Origin of the sequence: Erwinia rhapontici, assembly GCF_020683125.1 — a bacterium.
In the GTDB taxonomy this organism is placed as follows: Bacteria; Pseudomonadota; Gammaproteobacteria; order Enterobacterales; family Enterobacteriaceae; genus Erwinia; species Erwinia rhapontici.
On record NZ_CP085627.1, the window covers coordinates 1,843,252 to 1,860,957 of the forward strand.

The following is a 17,706-nucleotide window of genomic DNA, read 5'->3' on the forward strand; positions in this document are numbered from 1 at the left end:
ATCTGTTTAAAAAGGATTTAGTGATGAGCATGATTGAGAAATTAACCGTTAAGTACCCGGGCGCGATCGCATGGGCATTTGGGGACTCGCCAGAAATGGCAGATGAACTGGCTGAACTGGTCATCAAAGGCGTGAAAACGGCCACCTGTGGATCGCTTTCGTCGTTTAAAAACGAAGAGGGAGCACCCACCATTGGCGGTTACAGCATCATCCTTAACGGCAGAGACGAACCGGTATGCGTCATCAGGACTATTTCGCTGTGTATCGTTCGCTTCTGCGATGTCGATGAAGACCTTGCAAGGAAGGAGGGCGAGGGGGATCTCAGCCTGAAATACTGGAGGACAGAGCATAAAGCATTTTTCTCAAGAGAGGGCACGTACCAGGAGGATATGGAGCTGGTTGCAGAAGAATTCGAGCGGGTTGAAGTCCTGTAGCAGGCGATTGTTGTACCCGTCGCGTGCACAACGTCTGTTATTCCCGTCTTATTATTTTCCGGTAAACCGCAGGCGTGACGCCAGTCAGCCGGCTGAAAACACGCCGCATCACGTCCGGCCCGGAAAAGCCGCATTCTGCGGCCAGTTTTTTCACGGGCAGCATTTCTCTCTCGATCAGAAGCCGCGCTTTTGATACCCGTTCATTTTTCTGTGGACGAGGGGTTACTGCGCTTTGACACGATAGATATCAGGCCGGGTTATCGCCCATGCATAATTCGGTTTATTGACAGGCTCATAACCGAACTTTTCATACAGCCAGGGCGCGGTGGTGGTGAATAGCGTGATCCTGCGGAGCCGGACAAAAACCGGGTGACTGTGGATGGATTGCATCAGCCATTTTGCCAGCCCCTGGCCCTGATGTTCTTCCAGCACGTAGACGTCGCACAGGTAGGCAAAGGTGGCGTAATCCGTAATAAGGCGGGCAAACCCCACCTGCACCCCATGATGATAAAGGCCAAAGTTAAGGCTGTGACGGATCGCGTTCGCCACGGTATCTTTATCGATTCCGGCAGCCCATGTTGATCGGGTCAGATACTGGTGTATTGCCACCGCGTCTAACTTTTCGCTGTCGGTGCTGATCAGGTAAGCGTTGCTGTGCCACTCATGTATCGCATTTTCGCCCATTTTTTGCCTGTTTATCCTGTGACAGTTTGCGTGATTTCAACCTTATCATGGGGCGGAAGGGCCAGGGGGTAAAATTCAGGAGATGAGGGGCGGGGGAGTAAGGGGAAGCTGGCTGATCCTGATAATTAGTGTTTGAGTTACAAGAGATGTTATTTGGAAAATACGCCATAAAGTGACTTCCGATGGTATGGTTACATTCTTACCAATAAAAGGGGAAACGCTAATGATTGTAAGGACCTGGCACGGTTGTGTTCCACTAAAATATGCTGAAGCTTTTGCGAAACACCTTGAGAAAACTGGTGTAGAGCATTCAAAAAGCATATCTGGGAACAGAGGCGCTTGTGTGCGTCGAGAGACCCAGGGTGGCTGGGAGCATTTTTTTCTGGCTACTTACTGGCAAGATCTGCAATCGGTTAAGGCATTTGCCGGAGAAAGTTATCACGTCGCGGTGACTTACCCAGATGACGAAGAATTTGAACTACTTTCCGATCCCTACGTTTTCCAGCATGTCGTGGAAAACATTGTGCCGCTTTAGCTTCTTTTCCCGGGCAACCTGTCGGTTACCCGGATTTTGTATAATATCCATACTTATTCAAATCGCTAAGGTCTGCTCCTGGCACTGAGCGAGCGGACGCAAGTAGAGGAAGGTCAGCTGTGAGCGAGGTATAGTCATTCGCACCCTGAGAATTACACTTTGAAGTGATTCAGGGTATGCGCTTACTGGTTACGAATATTGAGCGAGAATCATGCGATGATCGCCGCTTTTCTTTCGAGCCAGTAAGTGCTCCACGTTCGCTAACGAATACTCAGGGCATGCAGATAAACTGCTGGCTATATTTCTTTCGAAGAGCGTGGAATGCATACCAATCCCCGATGAAGAGGAGTTGGTGATGACCGCGAATAATCAGTTTGCTGCACATGTTGGTCTGGACTGGGCAGATAAAAAACACGATGTCTGTGTTCAGTTTAAAAACGGTGAACGCGTATTCCATGTGATTGAACATACACCAGAAGCGCTTGATGTCTGGCTTACCGAGTTACACCAGAAAGTAAAAGGCAGAATCGCCATAGCCCTCGAGCTGAAGAAGGGCCCCTTGGTATATGCTCTTCAAAAATATCCCTTTATCACCGTTTTCCCCGTCCACGCTTTGTCCCTGGCTCGTTACCGGCAAGCCTTCTCGCCCAGCGGCGCTAAAGATGACCCGCAGGATGCAGAGCTGGCATTAGAGTTAATGCTGCGTTATCCCCAAAAGATAAAAGCTATTGAACCCGACAATGCGGATATTCGCTTACTTCAGCAACTGGTTGAGCAACGTCGTCAACTGGTTGAAGATAAACGCCGTTTTGTGAACCGTATAATCAACACGCTTAAACAGTATTATCCTCAGCCCCTGGAGTGGTTCTCACACCGGGGGAGCTTGCTGTTGTGTGAACTGATTATACGATGGCCCAGTCTGCAACAACTGAAGCGAGCCAGGCGCGACACGATCCGCAACTTTCTGAATGCCAAAGGTGGTCGCGCAGTGGCCCTTACCGAGCAGCGTGTTTTGAGTATTGATAACGCGATCCCATTGACGACAGACCCGAGTGTTATAGAGGCTAATGCTTTGATGGCAACAGCACTGGCGACACAAATTAAAGTCGTGAGTGAAATCATCAAAACCTATGACGAACGAATCGAAACGCTGTTTGACACGTTGCCAGATGCGGGGCTGTTCAAATCACTTCCGGGCATGGGGCCTTGTATGGGCCCACGAATGCTTGCTGCACTTGGTGATAACCGCGACCGGTTTAATAGCGCTGAAGAAATTCAAAACTACGCAGGTATTGCACCTGTGACAGAAAGAAGTGGCCAGAAATCCTGGGTTCACTGGAGATGGCAGTGTGCCAAGTTCGTCAGGCAGACCTTTGTTGAATGGGCTGCCAAAACGGTTAACTCATCATACTGGGCCAAGCTGTATTATCAGGGACTGCGAGAAAAAGGAAAATCTCATCAGTCTGCAATCCGTGCTCTTGCCTTCAAATGGATAAGGATCATTTACCGCTGCTGGAAGACCAGAACCCAGTACGATGAAGCGAAGTATTTGCTGGCTCTCGAAGCGCGACACTCGCCCTTACTGAAGCCATAAAAGCTTGTCGAATGTCTCAGGGCGTGAAGCGGACGTTGGAGATTGTTATAATCCGCCAGTGGGGCATTACTATCATTATCATGTTTTAATTAATGGAGGGCAGGCCAAGTTGAAGTGTGATGTATAGTTTATTGTGCCCCAATCCTAATGCTGGCATAGTGCAAGGATAACACACCAAAACTTTATAAAAAGGTCAGTCGGATGAGCGAATCACGTAAGCAATTTATATTATCTAAAGGTGCGACTTGCAATAACTGGAATTGGAGTTGGTCATTTACCAATAACGATGAAAAAATGGTTATCTTTGGGGCGTGGGATTTCAATACTGATAATGAAAAATCATTGATAATGCATAAGGATTGGCAAAAGAAAAATAATCGTCAACAACCAGGATACTCTCAAGCAATCGAACATTTAAAATTATTAGACCAAGGGTATAATCTATATATTTTTTATCAAGAAAATATTAGTGATGACGAAGATGAACCAAAGATAGGTGAAATTAGTGACAATCTTTTAAAAGCTTACATGAAATATGATGGAGAAGCTTGGTATGCATACAAAAATGCATTCGACTACTTACCTGATGAAAGAGATGTCGAAGAGGAATATTTTGAAGGGAATCGAAAATTAGTGGCTGTGAATGCTTATGAACGTAATAAAGATGCTAGAGAGGAATGTATTAGGATTCATGGTTATAAATGTAAAGCTTGTGATTTTGATTTTGAAAAAAAATATGGCGAGCACGGAAAAGGTTTCATCCATGTACATCATATCATCCCCCTGAACATGATAGGCAAGCGTTATAAAGTCAATCCAGAACATGATCTGATACCTTTATGCCCTAATTGCCATGCTATGGTACATCGTTTTAAAAACAATGAATTAGATTTAGAAAAATTAAAAGAACTTATATCATCGGGCAAATAGTAATATAAAATATCTTCTCGCTTTAAACCGTGGATCAACGGGGTGCTCTGTAAACTAAGCCGTGGTGATCGCTTCCCTATTAATACGTCGTGATGTAAGCAATGTCGGTTTTTGGCACGAAGAAGCCCCTCTAAGTCGGCAGGTTTGAGCAAAAAGCGGATGTTTGCAGTTGTTCTGCAAGCAACTGAAGGTTTTGTTGACGTAATCGCGTGCTAATCGTTAGGGAGCCGGTCAAGCAAGATCCTTATGCTGAGTTAATTGTTAGGGTATCTGCAAAGAAAGTAATTTGGATTCCCCACCATCCCCTGCGACCAGCCGCTAGTTATCTTAGTTCTGATTTCAATTTCAATGCTGGAAACTGTGTGCCAATGATTTTTTCCGTTGAGGCCAGATATGGATAGCGATCCAAGGCTAGAAGGAGCATTTGCGCCTCAAATGGACCTCCTTCTTTAAACAGTTCTCCTTCCTTGTATGGTGTAGTTTCCAAAGACAACTTGTCTTGATGACCGTCTTTGGTTTTAACTGAAACGACCCGGCAACGCTTGTCCGCAGGGGCTTCGACTAAGGCTGCATGGTCGCCACGTGGATTACGATGAATGACTTCGCAGAATTGGCCCATGTAAGGTTTTCCTCGCAGATGTTCGCATTTAGAGTAACGCTCATCGCAAATAGAGCAGTCCAATCTATCGGAAACAAATCCTGCACTAATGAATACCTGTGGTGGGAAGATGTTATCTTCTAGCTGCTCCAAGACCTCCCTCCGTTGCTCGCAGTGCGCAAAACCCCTATGTGCACGACTTGCGTCTAAATAGCCCATTTGTGCTGCCACAAGTTGGTCCCATGCCTCATTCGGCATGTCAAGTTTTAATAAAATCCACATCATTAATTCTGATCGCACAGCACCTATGGTGCACTCGAAACCCAAGAAGAGGTTCGCATTATCTTCTTTACCGCGATGCACCTCCTCGAGCTTGAACCGTGTAGCGTTATACAACAAGAGGTCTAGTGCCAAACATTGTTCCAATTGCAACTGACTAGATCGGGCGAGACAGAGGTAAATTTCAGCTTTCTTTATACCATTATTGAAGAAATTGATTATCTGTTCGATGGTCATTTTCACTGATTGCTCTAGGAGTGGAATGTTCACTATTTGGCTCCCAACGCCTTGACAATCTCGGCGATATCACTCAATCCATCAGGAGGCCCACTATAGTGGACCTCTTTGCAAGAACCGTCTGCTTGTTGGATGATTACATCGAGCGAGGCTTTGCTACTCTTGGAACCTTTGAACAAGTCATAAAGATAGTTCGTAATAATTCCGAGAGTTATGGATAGAACATTGGGATTCTGCGATAGCAGGCCTGTCGATATAAAAAGTGTAGGTCCGAACCACTCAAAGCCGTACTGTTGCAGATAAGATGGTTGATTATCCTCGTCGAAAATCTCGACAAAGGGGATCTTGCTTGCCTTCAGCAGCGTCCGCACCGTGTCAGATTCAACGTGCTGACGAAGTTCTTCGATAGATTTTGCCGTTGCTAGGTTGCTCGGTAGGATTGCAAGTCCGTCGGGAACGGAGATCCCAAAGTGTTTTAATTTTTCAGAAATGGAAACGTGGTCGCGCACTTCTGTGCTCATTGAAACATCCCTCTGTTATGTTTTTTAGAAATGACTACAAGCAAATTTTATATTAACCGTTTTCGAAGGAATCTAAACCTATCGTGAGTAGACTTCCACCAAAACTGTGGACATTTCCTGTCGTCGCCACGAGGTCCGTTAAACGGCCGAAAGGCTGATACTGAATCGTCATGGGTTAAATAGACATGACTTGTTCCCCGTTGACTAAGGCAGGCTGCTGTAGATACTTCCGCTCTTGGCACAAAGCCGCCTCTTCTGTGGCGATCATGCAGCTAAGTGCAAAACACGAACTCTGTCATACAGCGCACACCGTATAAGCACAAACACCCGTCGCTCCCCGCTCAGGGCTGCCCATGCATATCCCAGCGTGATGAACCCATGATGTCGTAGATGTGCTGATCTTTAAATGGCGGGAATTTAGCGTGTTTGGCCGCTTCTGCCAGAGCATGACAATAAGCGTCATCGCCCCCCTTAATGATGAAATTCTGCAAAGTACCATCGATATTGAAATCGAGATGCGCATTGCATCGTTTACCCTCCCAGGCATGTGGATCGGTTAAGGCTGCATCCAGGGCTTGTTTGATCGATGAGGCCTGCTCACCAAACATGTCTTTATCTGATACCTTCCCGGAACGGTTGTAGGTACAAGATTCAAGGGCGCTATTCTTCTTACAATCTTTAGGCGTGAGTGGAGTACAGCCTGCAACTGCTGTCGTGAATACCAACATTATCAATAGGTTAGTAATATCTAAATCCGTTTAAGCCATTTTACTTAGTCTTGGGTATTCTGGTAGAGATCCCAACGGTTGCCGTAGAGATCTTCAAACACCACCACCGTTCCGTACTCCTCCTCGCGCGGTTCCTGGCAGAAATGCACACCTTTTGCCTTCATAGCGTGGTAGTCGCGCCAGAAGTCATCAGTTTGCAGGAACAGGAAAACCCTGCCGCCACACTGGTTACCGATAAAGCCTTCCTGTCGTTCATTGGAGGCGCGGGCCAGCAGAATATTGCAGTCGCTTTCGGGGTTCGGTGTCACCACCACCCAGCGCTTTCCTGGCTGTGGCGTATCTTCAACGAGGGTAAAGCCCAGTTTATCCGTGTAATACTCAATCGCACGGTCGTAGTCGTCGACCACCACCGCCACGTAACCCATGCATCGCTTTTGCGTTCTCATTTTCTACTCCGTCAGGTTTCAGGCATCGCGGCCCGGTACCTTTTTTATCACAGAAATCCCTTATTGCCAGAGCACTGTTCGCTACCTCATTCAACAACACACTGGAACCATGCGGAAGATAATCAGCGGGCAATACGTTGGCTGAGCCTGCGGCGGATTTGTCTCATTCTGTTGACATCGTACTTATGCTTTCGCGTGCGGGCACTCCCCGGACTCCCGAAGAGCTTAGCCAGCACGCCTGCCTGGTTTTTCGTTATCCCACCGATGGACGTTTTCTCCCCTGGCAATCGGCGCTGAATTCAAAGGTAAGAGCATTTATTGCGTTTTTAGAAGAGGCGATTTAAGACGCTGGACGATCTAAAGTGCGCAGCGTGTTTGACGTGAAGTGAAAAATGTCAGCCCGGCTGCGCTAATCAGTAACAGGCCACTCAGTGCAAAAGCGCTCTGCCAGCCGAGGTGGTCAAACACCATCCCCCCAGTCATTGAACCCAGGGCTATAGAGAGCTGAACGACGGCAACCATGAGCCCGCCTCCTGCTTCTTCATTCCCTGGCAGCGTCCGTGCAATCCATATCCACCACCCCGTTGGCGCTGCAGTGGCAAGCATCCCCCAGCAGCCTAACAGTAGCGTAGCGGCCCAGATGCTGTGCCCGGTCAGTATTAATCCCACGGCAATGGAAGCCATAAGGCAAGGGATGGCAATCAACGTCGGATAAAACCGCTTGTTCAGGAATGGGGTGATGACCAGCGTGCCAACCACCCCCATGAAACCGGTGGTGAGCAGAATCAGTGACAAACTGGACGTATTGACCCGGGTTACTGTTTCCAGAAAGGGGCGCACATAGGTAAATAACGCAAACTGCCCCATAAAGAATAATCCGCAGGCCAGTAAGCCCGTTGTCACGATAGGGTGCCTGAAAAGACGAAACACCGATCCGCGCGATGCGTCACTTTTATTGTTGTCCATGTTGGGCAGGCTAACCCACTGCCAGATGAAGGTCACAACCGCGATTGGGACCAGGCACAGGAAAGCGCCGCGCCATCCAATGCTTGCCCCAAGATAGCTGCCAAGCGGCGCCGCCACGACAGTCGCCAGCGCGTTACCGCCATTAAAAATGGCTAACGCACGGGCGACCTGATGCTTTGGCACAAGGCGAATAGCCGTTGCCGCAGACATTGACCAGAACCCACCAATCGCGATACCAATCAGGGCTCGTCCTGCCATATAAACCAGGTAGCTGGAGGCCAGGCCGATAATGGCTCCCGATATTGCCATCAGAACCGTCATCCCCAGCATCAGATGCTTACGATTAACGTTTCCGGCAAGGCCAGACAGTGTCAGGCTGGTCAGGACCGCAAACGCACCGGAAATGGCAATTCCCAGGCCCGCCAGCCCCTCCGTTACGCCCAGGTCTGTGGCTAAAGGCGTCAGTAAACTGACCGGCATAAATTCTGATGCAATCAGTACAAACACGCACAAGGTCATGGCAAAAACGCCGTTCCAGTGTGCAGGTTCTTCATGTTGTGGTGTTTTAAGACTCAGTGTGGACATTATCAGCATCTCTGAAGATCGCTCCGGCTCTGTTAAGGCAAACCGGGACGGACGCTATTCACAGAATAACGATCAAGCATCAAGGCCACCTTCACGATGTGGGTGGCCTTTGACGGGTTGAGGAGGACGGTTTTTATTTCAAGCTGGTTTTGAAGAACTGTTCAAAACGGACAAACGGTATCTTACCGGCGACATTGTCGTATAAATCCACATGGTTGGCCCCAGGGACAATCACCAGTTCTTTTTTGTTACTGCCAACGGCTTTATAGGCATCCTCTGCAAAATAGCGCGAGTGTGCATTTTCACCCGTCACGATCAACGTTGGGATCGTGATTTCCTTTGCATAGCTCAGCAGCGGCATATTCATAAAGGATAAGGGCGTTGTCGCCGTCCATGCGCCAGTGGAGTTAACGGAACGCTCATGGAAACCGCGCGGCATCCGGTAATAATCGAAAAATTCTTTGAGTATCGGGTTTGGATTTGCGGGTAACGCTTCCGGCAGAATACGCGCTGAAGTACTCACGCTACCGTTCTTATCCACATAAATATCATGACCGGCGTGTGCGATAGTGCCGTTTTCCGCATCCTTCCAGCGCTGCTCATTCAGATACTGCAAAACGGCACGGCGATCGGCAGTTGAATAACGGTCTTTGCCCTCGCCAACGCCATGTCCCATCGCCCGGCTCATATCGTACATCACGCTGGTGGCAACCGCTTTAACGCGTGTATCCATGGCTGCCGCGTTCAACGCCATTCCCCCCCAGCCACAGATGCCGAGTAAACCGATGCGGTTGCGATCCACCTCTTTCTGTAATCCAAGGAAATCAACCGCGGCACTAAAGTCCTCGGTGTTGATATCCGGAGAGGCGACATTACGCGGGTAGCCACCGCTTTCGCCGGTATAAGAGGGGTCGAATGCCAGTGTCACAAATCCCTGTTCTGCCAGCGTCTGCGCATACAGGCCGCTGGATTGATCCTTCACCGCGCCAAAGGGACCACTCACGGCAATCGCAGCCAGTTTGCGTTCCCCTCGATTTTTGGGCAGGTAAAGATCCGCGACTAACGTGAGCCCATACCGGTTCTGGAATGACACTTTGCGATGATCAACTTCACTGCTGAGAGCGAAAGTTTTATCCCATTTTTCTTCCATTGAAACGGGGGCATTCGGATGGGCTGTGTCAGCATAACTCATCGTTGTTGTTCCTGATATTGATGCGCATAGCAGTAGGGCTGGCATTGCGGCGGTCAGTTTACGGGTGAAAACGCGCATTAAAAACTCCCCTGAAAACATGAGACAGGTACAGGTTTCATACGGACAACGCTGCGGTGTGTGATATCAATGTGCTGATTATAATGGGCATAAATAGTGCTGATTAGCCGGGCTAAAATGCTAAGATTAATATCATTTTGTTATGAATTCAGAGGCGGTCGTGGCGGCACCTTTGGCCAGATACGCTGAGGACACACTGATGGCGAAACGGGAAAACTATAATGATCTCTACTTGTTTATGCTGGTCGTGCGAGAGGGGAGTTTTACCGCCGCAGCGCGTCGGCTTGGGCTGGCACAATCAGGGATCAGTCGCGCTGTGCGCGAACTTGAAGAGAGGTTAGGGATACAGCTTCTGGTTCGAACCACGCGCAAATTATCATTGACGCAGGCAGGGGAACGGCTCTATCAGACCGTAGAATCCGGGTTTGATGCTTTAGATACGGGCCTTGCAACACTGGCATATTATCGGAGTATCCCCTCGGGTACGGTACGCATCAATGCCAGCCAGCATGCTATTGATAAAGTGCTGCTACCGAAGCTGGCCGTCTTTAAACAACGCTATCCGGATATCGAACTTGAGCTGATCAGTGAAAGCCGGTTTGTCGATATTATTGCTGAGAGATTCGATGCCGGTGTCCGTCTCGGGCCGGAGGTGGGCAGTGGCATGGTGGCGGTACGTATTACCCCGGATATGGAGATGGTCGTGGTGGGCACGCCCGAGCATTTTCGTCGCTATGGTTTTCCACAAACCCCGGCTGATTTAGTGATGCATCCCTGCATTGCCTACCAGTTTGCCGACGGCAGCCTGTACCAGTGGGAGCTTAATCAGGACGATAAAAAGATCACGCACCGGCCACAGGGACAATGGGCCTTTTCTGACAGCTATATGGAAGCAAAGGCAGCCAGGCTGGGGTTGGGACTGGCGTATGTCCCTGAGGAACTGGTGGCTGAGGATTTGGAGCAAGGGACGCTTATCAGAACCTTACGGCCTTACAGCCTGCGTATGGAAGGTTCGTTCCTTTATTATCCTCATCGCAATGTGTCACCTGCGCTGAGAGTGGTCATTGATACATTGAAAATCTGATGTGTCGCTAACCCGTCCCCTGTATGAGGACGGTGGCGCTGAGTCACCCGGAGATGCGTCGTGACCGGGCCTTAATCTGGCAGGAGGAGATGGGCACAGGGAAGGGTTCAGTGACCGTGAACCGTTAATCCGACCAGCCGGATAACAATCGGACGCACAACGAGTATGCAGACAAAGGCCGCAGGCATGGCAACCTTGTACGCATTCATCACACTTTCCATGTAATGTGGCCCCATGCCAAATTCCGCGAGCGTGATGACCAGGCTCATCATAAATGCCATGATGGTCGCCATATAAAGCGCAAAGATGTAGGGTGAAGTGTGCTTTGGAAAGCGTAAGCGTGGGGTATTCCTGGCGACAGCATTCGTCATTACGTTATCCTGTTTTATCAAAGGGGGGAAACGGCCACTAACCTAACAAGCTAACCAGGACGGCGGTAGAGCCGTTATGCTTTAATCATTATTAAGTAAAAGTGACGAATGAGGCAGTGGGAACACTATGGATCTGTTGGGGCTGATGAGTAATTTTATCCGCGTGGTGGAGAACGGCAGTATCGCCGCGGCGGCGCGTGCCAAAGGAATGAGCCCGGCGGCGGTGAGCCAGAGCCTTTCCCGGCTTGAGGCTCATCTGGGCGTGCGTCTGCTATCACGCACCACTCGCAGCATGACCTTAACCGAAAGTGGTCAACGTTATTTCGAGAAAGTACGTCACATTCCTCATGATATTGACCTCGCCTCGCAGGCTGCGGCCATTGAAACCAAACCGCAGGGCCCACTTTGTATCGCGACGACGGCTGCATTTGGTCGCTACGTCATTGCTCCACTGATGCCTGCGTTCAAAGCATCTTACCCTGATATTGATATCGAACTGATCAGTACCGATCGTAACGTCGATCATCGTCTGGAAGGCGTCGACGTCAGTATTCGTATTGAGGCGCAGCTCAACGATCAGCTGATTGCCAGAAAAATCGCCTCATTACCCTTTATATTCTGCGCCGCCCCCGCTTATCTGGCGCGTGCGGGCACTCCCCGGACTCCCGAAGAACTTAGCCAGCACGCCTGCCTGGTTTTTCGTTATCCCACCGACGGACGTTTTCTCCCCTGGCAATTTATCGTCGATGGACAACCTGTTAACGCGAAACTTAATCCCGAATTTGTCAGTGATGATATTGATATCATTGCAAAAATAGCAGAGAGCGGCGGAGGGGTTGCCCGTCTGGCAAGCTTTATTGCCCAGCCGTTAATCGACAAGGGGCGACTCACCCCTTTATTCTGCTCAGGCCTCAGCGGTGAGAGCGACATCGCGTCTTCACCGATGAATATTTATGCCTGCGTCAACGAACGTTCGGCGCTGAATTCAAAGGTAAGAGCATTTATTACGTTTTTAGAAGAGGCGATTTAAGACGAAACGTCGGAGGATCGCACAGCAGAATCGGTCAGTGTGGCCCTCACGTGAGGAAGGCTTTGCGGATAATTCTGCTGAATAAACTCAATCATCTTTTCCCGCACGTGGCAGCGTAAATCAAAGGCCGTGGGGGAATTCTGTGCCGTCATTAATAATCGGATCGTCATGGTTTTGTCAGTCGTATCGGTGACCTGAAGCACCTGAGTCTGTTGATCCCAGAGCTTTGTTTCACTGAGGACTTTTTCAAAATATTTACGCAGAGGATCTAATGGCATGGAATAATCAAGGTAAAGAAAAACAGAACCTAATATTTGTGCGTTATTACGCGTCCAGTTCTGGAAGGCGTTTTCGGTAAAGTAGGTAATGGGCAGAACCAGTCGGCGCAGGTCCCAGATACGTACAACAACATAAGTCAGGTTGATCTCCTCAATCCATCCCCATTCATTTTCAACCACCACGGCATCATCAATTTTTATCGGTTGCGTGAAGGCGATCTGAATGCCGGCAAACAGGTTAACCAGCGACTTCTGCAGGGCAAAACCAATGATGATCCCCGCCACCCCGGCACCGGCCAGGATTGTGGTGCCGAATTTTCGAACCCCAGGAATACTCAGTAACACCAGGGAAAGACAGAATAGCACCAGTAATACGATAGCGACCTTTTTGACATACATTATCTGCGTGCGAATTTTACGGGCGCGAAGATTATTTGAAAGGTTAATGTCATAGCGTATAAAAAGCATATCCTGCGCGACATTAGTCAAGCGGATTAAAATAGAGCAAAATGATAATATAATAAATATATTAATGACTGTACTTATAAAAGAAAGTGAGTTCGGATTAACATTAATATAATTAACCCCTACATTGATTAACAGTAAGGGGATGAAAAGAAACATTGATCCACGAAGATGCTTTTCAAGTGATTTGAAGAGCTTTCTGTCACGACTCTGCCAGTATCGGATGAATCTTAACAGTATAAATCGGGCCAGGAAACCCACTGCAAATGAGAGCGTGACGAGCAATACAGCAGGCACCCATGATGGAGCACCAGATAACTCACCGAATATCATTGGCATTCTTTTTCCCTTATCTTCCGCCAACAACCCATTGGTTGTCAGGTCAGTAATAAAACTCAGTAACCGCTCTCTTCTCAGTGATCTGCGGATGAAATGGTGAATACATGAGTGTATGAAAAATTGAGTGTCCTGACTGTCTTAACACAAAAAAACGTTGAAAAGAAAACGATTTTTGTGGGGCATCAGCGTGATCCAGCTCACCCCCGCATTCAGCAGTATGTCCGCCCAGGATGGCCTGCTTAACTTGCCTGACCCGCCGCTTTGGCAAACAGACGCACATCTGCTGCGCGGGTGATCGCCGTGAGCGTCTTGAGGGTCGGATTCCCTTTATCGGAAAGCGTGCGGTAAAGTTGCTCACGGGACAGACCGGACTTAGCCGCAATTTCACCGATGCCGCCACGGGCATTGACCACGTGGCGCAGGGCGGTCAGAAAAGCACCGACGCCACCGTCTTCATAAATATCTTCCAGTGCTGTTTGTAGGTAAACCTGCGCGAATCCGGGATCCTCACGCAGCATGTCGATAACGGCGCTGTCATGTTCAGTCGCTTTACTGTGCATATCTTTACCTCGTCAATGGTGATATTTCATCCTTGATAATTCTAACTGTAGTTTAAATACAACAGACAGGCAAGTGACTACCTCGCAAGAAAAGCTGTACACGAAAAAGTACAAATAATTGTTTTTTTTGAAATAAAAAAATCGCGCTGAATTTCAGCGCGATTGACGAGTTCAATGCAGGCAGTTTACTGCGGATGATATTCGATATTGATCGGCTCATCCGGCAGCTTAGTAAAGGTGCGGATAATGTAGTGATAGTCAGCGGTCGGATTCGTCTGGCTGAACTGCTGCGGGTAGAAGTCTTTTGCCAGCATCTCAATGCCGATAATGTTGTACGGATGGTTATAGAAGTGGTGATACACCGCCGCCACTTTGCCTGCTTTTACCGCCGGAATATCTTTCACCCCGGTACGATTGCGCAGGTTGTCAAAGCTGGCCTTAATCTCGCTCACCTCGGTGTTGTAACCCAGTGGGATCACCGGGCTGGTTTTACCCCCGCGCTTCGAGCCACTCATCACGTAGTAATCCGGGTTAAGGTTGATGACCTTTTCCACCGCGATGGTGCCGCTGGTGCCGGGCAGCAGATCGGAACCGATATTTTTCGCACCGGTAGCTTCTATCAGCGCGCCCCAGCCGTTATGGCCGTGGGTGAAGCAGCATTCACCGCCACCGCCTATCCCGGCAATCGGCTCAACGAATACGCTCGGTTTAGGTGATACGTTTTTGACTGCGGCCTGAATGGCGTTGAGTTTCTGGGTATAAAAATCGGTATAGGCGCGGGCATTGTCTTCCTTATTCAATACCTTGCCCAGCAGGGTAATGCTGGCCGCGGTATTCTGTACCGGATGCAGCTCATCATCAACAAACAGTACCGGGATATTCAGCGCACTCAGTTGAGTCAGTACCCCGGTCTGCTTGAGCGCCGGTTTGGCGCGCAGCTGGGCAATCATCAGGTCTGGTTTTTTGGCGATCACCGTTTCAAGGTTGACCTCACCCTGGTCAGAAAAGCCCATATCGAGGATTTTTTCCGCGTCCGGCCAGCGTTTTTTTAGCAGGTTCCAGCTACCGGTATCCTGCTTTTTCATCAGGTTGTTCCAGGAGACGACACGCTGGAAAGGGTTGTCACGGTCAAGTAAGGCGAGGCTGAGGATTTCACGTCCGTCCTGGAGGATCACCCGCTGCGGTTCATGGTTGATGACCACTTTTTGCCCGTCCATATCGGTGACGGTCAGCGGGTAAGTGGTGGCGAATGCCAGTGAAGGCAGCGTCGCCAACAGCAGAGCGGGTAAGGTTTTCAGCGTTGTCATGGTACAAATTTCCCGGCCAGTTAATAAACGATAATTGTTATCATTATTATTGGCCGTAGAGTAAACATAAGTTAAACAGAATGTAAACGGCGCACCCGAAAATCGTGACGGGATTTGTCAGGATGGCGTTTTAAAGCGGCGCGGCTTCTCACGACGAAAACCCAGCCCGATGATCCAGCCGAAAACATAAGGCAGGAAAGGAAAGCGCTTGATGATACGCGGCAGCGGGCTGGATTCGCCCTCTTTGCGTTTTTTTCCGCTCATTTTTATCTGGATAAATTGCGTGGCGCAGGTTGGGAAATGGCGGCGTTTTTGCACTTTTTGCAGCAGGCGCAGGCTGACTTTCCCCTGGCGTAACGCGGGCGTCAAAATGTTGGCGCAGGCAACTGCATCCTGGATCGCGAGGTTGACGCCAACGCCGCCGATAGGCGACATCGCATGGGCGGCATCCCCGATGCACAGCACGCCGGGCTTCATCCACGCATCCAGTCTGTCGATGCGGATATCGAGTAGCCTGACCTGCTGCCAGTCGGTCATCTCTGCCAGCCTGGCGGCCGGAAAGGGCGCCACGGCGGCAACCTGCTGTTTAAACGCCTCGATTCCTGCGGCCTTCATTGGCCCGAACTCACCTTTGGTAATGGAGTAGCCGCACTGCCAGAAACTGCCGCGATCGAGCATGATAAAGTTTTGTTTGGGTCCCTTGTGGCCCATATTCCATTCCGGGTCCTCATCGCGTTTATCCAGAGGGAACCACAGCACATCGCGCGGCGATCCAAACGAGCGCCCGGTCAGCCCGGCCTGCTGCCGGACCAGCGAATGCCGTCCGTCACAGCCGATCACCAGCTGTGCGTGGATGTCGCAGGTGCCGCTGTTGCTGCTGGCGCGCACGCCGCATACGCTGCCATTGTCATACAGTAATTCGCTGAATGCGGTGGACTGGCACAGGGTAAACGCGGGCAGGGCAGACGCTTTCGCCGCCAGAAAATTGAGGAAGTCCCACTGTGGCATAAAAGCAATAAAGCGGCATTTCACCGGCAGGCGGGAAAAATCGGCCAGCGTGACCTCTTCACCCCCTACTTCTGCCTGTAAACGCGGGGCACGCTGATGAGGCAGGCTGAGTAACTCCTCCAGCAGGCCCAGGTGATGCATGATTTGCAGCGTGGAGGGGTGGATAGTGTCACCCCGGAAGTCGCGCAAAAAATCGCCGTGTTTTTCGATCACGGTCACCTGCACGCCTGCGCGCGCCAGCAGATAACCCAGCATCAGTCCGGCCGGGCCGCCGCCTACGATACAGCAGTCAGTGGTGATGCGTTCAGGGGACGTTGCGTTCATGTTGGCTCCGGGTAGGTAATCGCTGATTTATGGTAATGGTTATCATTATCTTTGGCGAGCGGTGATTTGCCCAGACTGGCTGGAACTGGCGACCCGGAACGGAAGGTCCATCAGGACAGATTAATGCCTGCGAAGGGTTCGACCTTTTTACCGGTCGAACCCTGCTGAGGGGGGCGTCAAGGGTTTTAGTCGATTAGCGCAACTCAACCGTATACTGCGCAACGGGTGTGATCTTCTTAATCAGCTTATTCTTCAACAAAAACTGCTCATAGGCGTCATAACGCTTCACGTCGAGTGCTGCCGGGTCTTTGGCAAACAGCGGCAGGGTTTTCTGCCATGCCACATGGTTCAGCTCGGTATTCAGCTCCGGGTGCGCTTTGGCGAACACCTGCCAGCTCTCTTCCGGGTGGGCCTGTAAATAGTCGTTGCCTTTCTTCAGCGCCGCGAGGAATTTCTTCACCTTCGGTTCATTGACGCTATCGCGATTCGCCACAATCACCAGCTCGTCGTAGGCCGGAACGCCGTAATCCTCAACGTTAAACACCACCGGATCTTTGCCCTGCAGCTTCAGCTCCTGCGCTTCAATATTGCGGTAACCCCCAATCACCGCATCCACCTGCCCGGCCAGCAGGGCGCTGGTCAGCTGGAAGTTAACGTTGACCAGCTTAATCTCCTTCAGGCTGGCGCGCTCCTGCTTCAGCATGGTGGTCAGCGTTGCCTGTTCAATACCGCTCACGGAATAACCCACCGTTTTCCCTTTCAGTTTTGCCGGTGAGGTGATGCTTTTATCGAGTGTCATCACCGTGTTCAGCGGGGTATTGATCAGCGTGCCCACGCGCACCAGCGGCAGGCCTTCATCGGCGAAAAAGTGCAGCTGCGGCTGATAAGTAATGGCGAGATCCGCCTGTTTCGCTGCGACCAGGCGCGGCGGCAGGGAGGGATCGGACGGGGGCACAATCTTCACGTCCAGCCCTTCTGCTTTAAATGCCCCGATCTGATCGGCAACCATAATCGGTGCGTGGTCCGGGTTGATATACCAGTCGAGCACCAGCGTCAGTTTCTCGTTGGCCATGACGCCTGTGGAGCAGGCACCGCTTAACAGCAGGGCAGCGCAGGTTTTCATCATCATTCTG

Annotated in this window: 20 protein-coding genes and 1 pseudogene; 7 read left to right on the forward strand and 14 right to left on the reverse strand. The window is 50.1% G+C overall.

All coding sequences use genetic code 11. The features are described from left to right. Positions 1-23: 23 nt before the first annotated feature. Positions 24-434, forward strand: coding sequence for an ASCH domain-containing protein (locus LJN55_RS08815; RefSeq protein WP_227536038.1), 411 nt, complete (start codon positions 24-26; stop codon positions 432-434). Positions 435-471: 37 nt separating this feature from the next. On the opposite strand, the gene LJN55_RS08820 is transcribed toward LJN55_RS08815, so the two are convergent. Both LJN55_RS08820 and LJN55_RS08825 read right to left on the reverse strand, forming a co-directional pair. Beyond that, complete coding sequence (locus tag LJN55_RS08820; RefSeq protein WP_265106017.1) at positions 472-597, reverse strand: helix-turn-helix domain-containing protein; 126 nt, start codon at positions 595-597, stop codon at positions 472-474. A gap of 59 nt (positions 598-656) precedes the next feature. Next, positions 657-1,118 carry a GNAT family N-acetyltransferase gene (locus tag LJN55_RS08825; protein ID WP_167864746.1) on the reverse strand — a complete coding sequence of 154 codons (462 nt, stop codon included), beginning with the start codon at positions 1,116-1,118 and terminating at the stop codon, positions 657-659. Between the two features lie 223 nt (positions 1,119-1,341). Between LJN55_RS08825 and LJN55_RS08830 the strand changes: the two genes are divergently transcribed. From LJN55_RS08830 to LJN55_RS08840, 3 genes are all read left to right on the forward strand, one after another. Then, positions 1,342-1,653 carry a hypothetical protein gene (locus LJN55_RS08830; RefSeq protein ID WP_167864418.1) on the forward strand — a complete coding sequence of 104 codons (312 nt, stop codon included), beginning with the start codon at positions 1,342-1,344 and terminating at the stop codon, positions 1,651-1,653. Between the two features lie 355 nt (positions 1,654-2,008). Next, positions 2,009-3,247, forward strand: a complete 1,239-nt coding sequence (locus LJN55_RS08835) for an IS110 family RNA-guided transposase (RefSeq protein WP_227536039.1) — start codon at positions 2,009-2,011, stop codon at positions 3,245-3,247. A 201-nt stretch (positions 3,248-3,448) separates the two neighbouring features. After that, a complete protein-coding gene (locus tag LJN55_RS08840) occupies positions 3,449-4,177 on the forward strand; it encodes an HNH endonuclease (protein WP_227536040.1) in 729 nt (242 codons plus the stop codon). Positions 4,178-4,499: 322 nt separating this feature from the next. On the opposite strand, the gene LJN55_RS08845 is transcribed toward LJN55_RS08840, so the two are convergent. The 4 genes from LJN55_RS08845 to LJN55_RS08860 all read right to left on the reverse strand — a co-directional run bounded on the left by LJN55_RS08845 (position 4,500) and on the right by LJN55_RS08860 (position 6,986). Then, a complete protein-coding gene (locus tag LJN55_RS08845) occupies positions 4,500-5,297 on the reverse strand; it encodes a hypothetical protein (protein ID WP_227536041.1) in 798 nt (265 codons plus the stop codon). 26 nt (positions 5,298-5,323) lie between these two features. Next, complete coding sequence (locus LJN55_RS08850; RefSeq protein WP_227536042.1) at positions 5,324-5,812, reverse strand: hypothetical protein; 489 nt, start codon at positions 5,810-5,812, stop codon at positions 5,324-5,326. A 341-nt stretch (positions 5,813-6,153) separates the two neighbouring features. Continuing rightward, positions 6,154-6,540, reverse strand: a complete 387-nt coding sequence (locus LJN55_RS08855) for a cell envelope integrity TolA C-terminal domain-containing protein (protein ID WP_227536043.1) — start codon at positions 6,538-6,540, stop codon at positions 6,154-6,156. A 44-nt stretch (positions 6,541-6,584) separates the two neighbouring features. Beyond that, on the reverse strand, positions 6,585-6,986 hold the full coding sequence (locus LJN55_RS08860) for a VOC family protein (protein WP_171149908.1): 402 nt from the start codon (positions 6,984-6,986) through the stop codon (positions 6,585-6,587). 188 nt (positions 6,987-7,174) lie between these two features. Here LJN55_RS08860 and LJN55_RS23975 point away from each other — a divergent pair. Further along, positions 7,175-7,291: pseudogene (locus LJN55_RS23975) on the forward strand (LysR family transcriptional regulator); the annotation flags it as partial. Between the two features lie 52 nt (positions 7,292-7,343). Here LJN55_RS23975 and LJN55_RS08865 read toward each other — a convergent pair. Continuing rightward, complete coding sequence (locus LJN55_RS08865) at positions 7,344-8,537, reverse strand: MFS transporter (protein WP_227536044.1); 1,194 nt, start codon at positions 8,535-8,537, stop codon at positions 7,344-7,346. 133 nt (positions 8,538-8,670) lie between these two features. Next, complete coding sequence (locus LJN55_RS08870) at positions 8,671-9,807, reverse strand: alpha/beta hydrolase (RefSeq protein WP_227536045.1); 1,137 nt, start codon at positions 9,805-9,807, stop codon at positions 8,671-8,673. 199 nt (positions 9,808-10,006) lie between these two features. Here LJN55_RS08870 and LJN55_RS08875 point away from each other — a divergent pair, with 199 nt between their 5' ends. After that, positions 10,007-10,891 (forward strand): LysR family transcriptional regulator, encoded by an 885-nt coding sequence (locus LJN55_RS08875; RefSeq protein ID WP_227536046.1) that lies wholly within the window; start codon positions 10,007-10,009, stop codon positions 10,889-10,891. Between the two features lie 107 nt (positions 10,892-10,998). Here LJN55_RS08875 and LJN55_RS08880 read toward each other — a convergent pair whose 3' ends face one another. Further along, the gene (locus tag LJN55_RS08880; RefSeq protein WP_227536047.1) at positions 10,999-11,262 is read right to left on the reverse strand and encodes a DUF2798 domain-containing protein; all 264 of its coding nucleotides are present in this window, start codon (positions 11,260-11,262) and stop codon (positions 10,999-11,001) included. A 127-nt stretch (positions 11,263-11,389) separates the two neighbouring features. On the opposite strand from LJN55_RS08880, the gene LJN55_RS08885 reads away from it, so the two are divergent. Next, complete coding sequence (locus tag LJN55_RS08885; RefSeq protein WP_227536048.1) at positions 11,390-12,292, forward strand: LysR family transcriptional regulator; 903 nt, start codon at positions 11,390-11,392, stop codon at positions 12,290-12,292. Here LJN55_RS08885 and LJN55_RS08890 read toward each other — a convergent pair. The 5 genes from LJN55_RS08890 to LJN55_RS08910 all read right to left on the reverse strand — a co-directional run bounded on the left by LJN55_RS08890 (position 12,289) and on the right by LJN55_RS08910 (position 17,702). Further along, positions 12,289-13,374 carry a mechanosensitive ion channel family protein gene (locus LJN55_RS08890; protein ID WP_159337028.1) on the reverse strand — a complete coding sequence of 362 codons (1,086 nt, stop codon included), beginning with the start codon at positions 13,372-13,374 and terminating at the stop codon, positions 12,289-12,291. The two genes, LJN55_RS08885 and LJN55_RS08890, sit on opposite strands and share 4 nt — an antisense overlap. Before the next feature lie 239 nt (positions 13,375-13,613). After that, positions 13,614-13,934 (reverse strand): addiction module antidote protein, encoded by a 321-nt coding sequence (locus LJN55_RS08895; protein ID WP_227536049.1) that lies wholly within the window; start codon positions 13,932-13,934, stop codon positions 13,614-13,616. Between the two features lie 185 nt (positions 13,935-14,119). Next, complete coding sequence (locus LJN55_RS08900; protein ID WP_205945779.1) at positions 14,120-15,241, reverse strand: ABC transporter substrate-binding protein; 1,122 nt, start codon at positions 15,239-15,241, stop codon at positions 14,120-14,122. A 117-nt stretch (positions 15,242-15,358) separates the two neighbouring features. Then, positions 15,359-16,573, reverse strand: a complete 1,215-nt coding sequence (locus LJN55_RS08905) for an FAD-dependent oxidoreductase (RefSeq protein ID WP_227536050.1) — start codon at positions 16,571-16,573, stop codon at positions 15,359-15,361. Between the two features lie 193 nt (positions 16,574-16,766). Continuing rightward, positions 16,767-17,702, reverse strand: coding sequence for an ABC transporter substrate-binding protein (locus tag LJN55_RS08910; protein ID WP_227536051.1), 936 nt, complete (start codon positions 17,700-17,702; stop codon positions 16,767-16,769). Positions 17,703-17,706: the final 4 nt, after the last annotated feature.

What these genes read in the sequence shown, in the direction of transcription:
- LJN55_RS08815 (WP_227536038.1), top strand. Translation starts at nt 24, where the DNA reads ATGAGCATGATTGAGAAATTAACCGTTAAGTACCCGGGCGCGATCGCA.
- LJN55_RS08820 (WP_265106017.1), bottom strand. Translation starts at nt 597, where the DNA reads ATGCTGCCCGTGAAAAAACTGGCCGCAGAATGCGGCTTTTCCGGGCCG.
- LJN55_RS08825 (WP_167864746.1), bottom strand. Translation starts at nt 1,118, where the DNA reads ATGGGCGAAAATGCGATACATGAGTGGCACAGCAACGCTTACCTGATC.
- LJN55_RS08830 (WP_167864418.1), top strand. Translation starts at nt 1,342, where the DNA reads ATGATTGTAAGGACCTGGCACGGTTGTGTTCCACTAAAATATGCTGAA.
- LJN55_RS08835 (WP_227536039.1), top strand. Translation starts at nt 2,009, where the DNA reads ATGACCGCGAATAATCAGTTTGCTGCACATGTTGGTCTGGACTGGGCA.
- LJN55_RS08840 (WP_227536040.1), top strand. Translation starts at nt 3,449, where the DNA reads ATGAGCGAATCACGTAAGCAATTTATATTATCTAAAGGTGCGACTTGC.
- LJN55_RS08850 (WP_227536042.1), bottom strand. Translation starts at nt 5,812, where the DNA reads ATGAGCACAGAAGTGCGCGACCACGTTTCCATTTCTGAAAAATTAAAA.
- LJN55_RS08855 (WP_227536043.1), bottom strand. Translation starts at nt 6,540, where the DNA reads ATGTTGGTATTCACGACAGCAGTTGCAGGCTGTACTCCACTCACGCCT.
- LJN55_RS08860 (WP_171149908.1), bottom strand. Translation starts at nt 6,986, where the DNA reads ATGAGAACGCAAAAGCGATGCATGGGTTACGTGGCGGTGGTGGTCGAC.
- LJN55_RS08865 (WP_227536044.1), bottom strand. Translation starts at nt 8,537, where the DNA reads ATGTCCACACTGAGTCTTAAAACACCACAACATGAAGAACCTGCACAC.
- LJN55_RS08870 (WP_227536045.1), bottom strand. Translation starts at nt 9,807, where the DNA reads ATGCGCGTTTTCACCCGTAAACTGACCGCCGCAATGCCAGCCCTACTG.
- LJN55_RS08875 (WP_227536046.1), top strand. Translation starts at nt 10,007, where the DNA reads ATGGCGAAACGGGAAAACTATAATGATCTCTACTTGTTTATGCTGGTC.
- LJN55_RS08880 (WP_227536047.1), bottom strand. Translation starts at nt 11,262, where the DNA reads ATGACGAATGCTGTCGCCAGGAATACCCCACGCTTACGCTTTCCAAAG.
- LJN55_RS08885 (WP_227536048.1), top strand. Translation starts at nt 11,390, where the DNA reads ATGGATCTGTTGGGGCTGATGAGTAATTTTATCCGCGTGGTGGAGAAC.
- LJN55_RS08890 (WP_159337028.1), bottom strand. Translation starts at nt 13,374, where the DNA reads ATGCCAATGATATTCGGTGAGTTATCTGGTGCTCCATCATGGGTGCCT.
- LJN55_RS08895 (WP_227536049.1), bottom strand. Translation starts at nt 13,934, where the DNA reads ATGCACAGTAAAGCGACTGAACATGACAGCGCCGTTATCGACATGCTG.
- LJN55_RS08900 (WP_205945779.1), bottom strand. Translation starts at nt 15,241, where the DNA reads ATGACAACGCTGAAAACCTTACCCGCTCTGCTGTTGGCGACGCTGCCT.
- LJN55_RS08905 (WP_227536050.1), bottom strand. Translation starts at nt 16,573, where the DNA reads ATGAACGCAACGTCCCCTGAACGCATCACCACTGACTGCTGTATCGTA.
- LJN55_RS08910 (WP_227536051.1), bottom strand. Translation starts at nt 17,702, where the DNA reads ATGATGATGAAAACCTGCGCTGCCCTGCTGTTAAGCGGTGCCTGCTCC.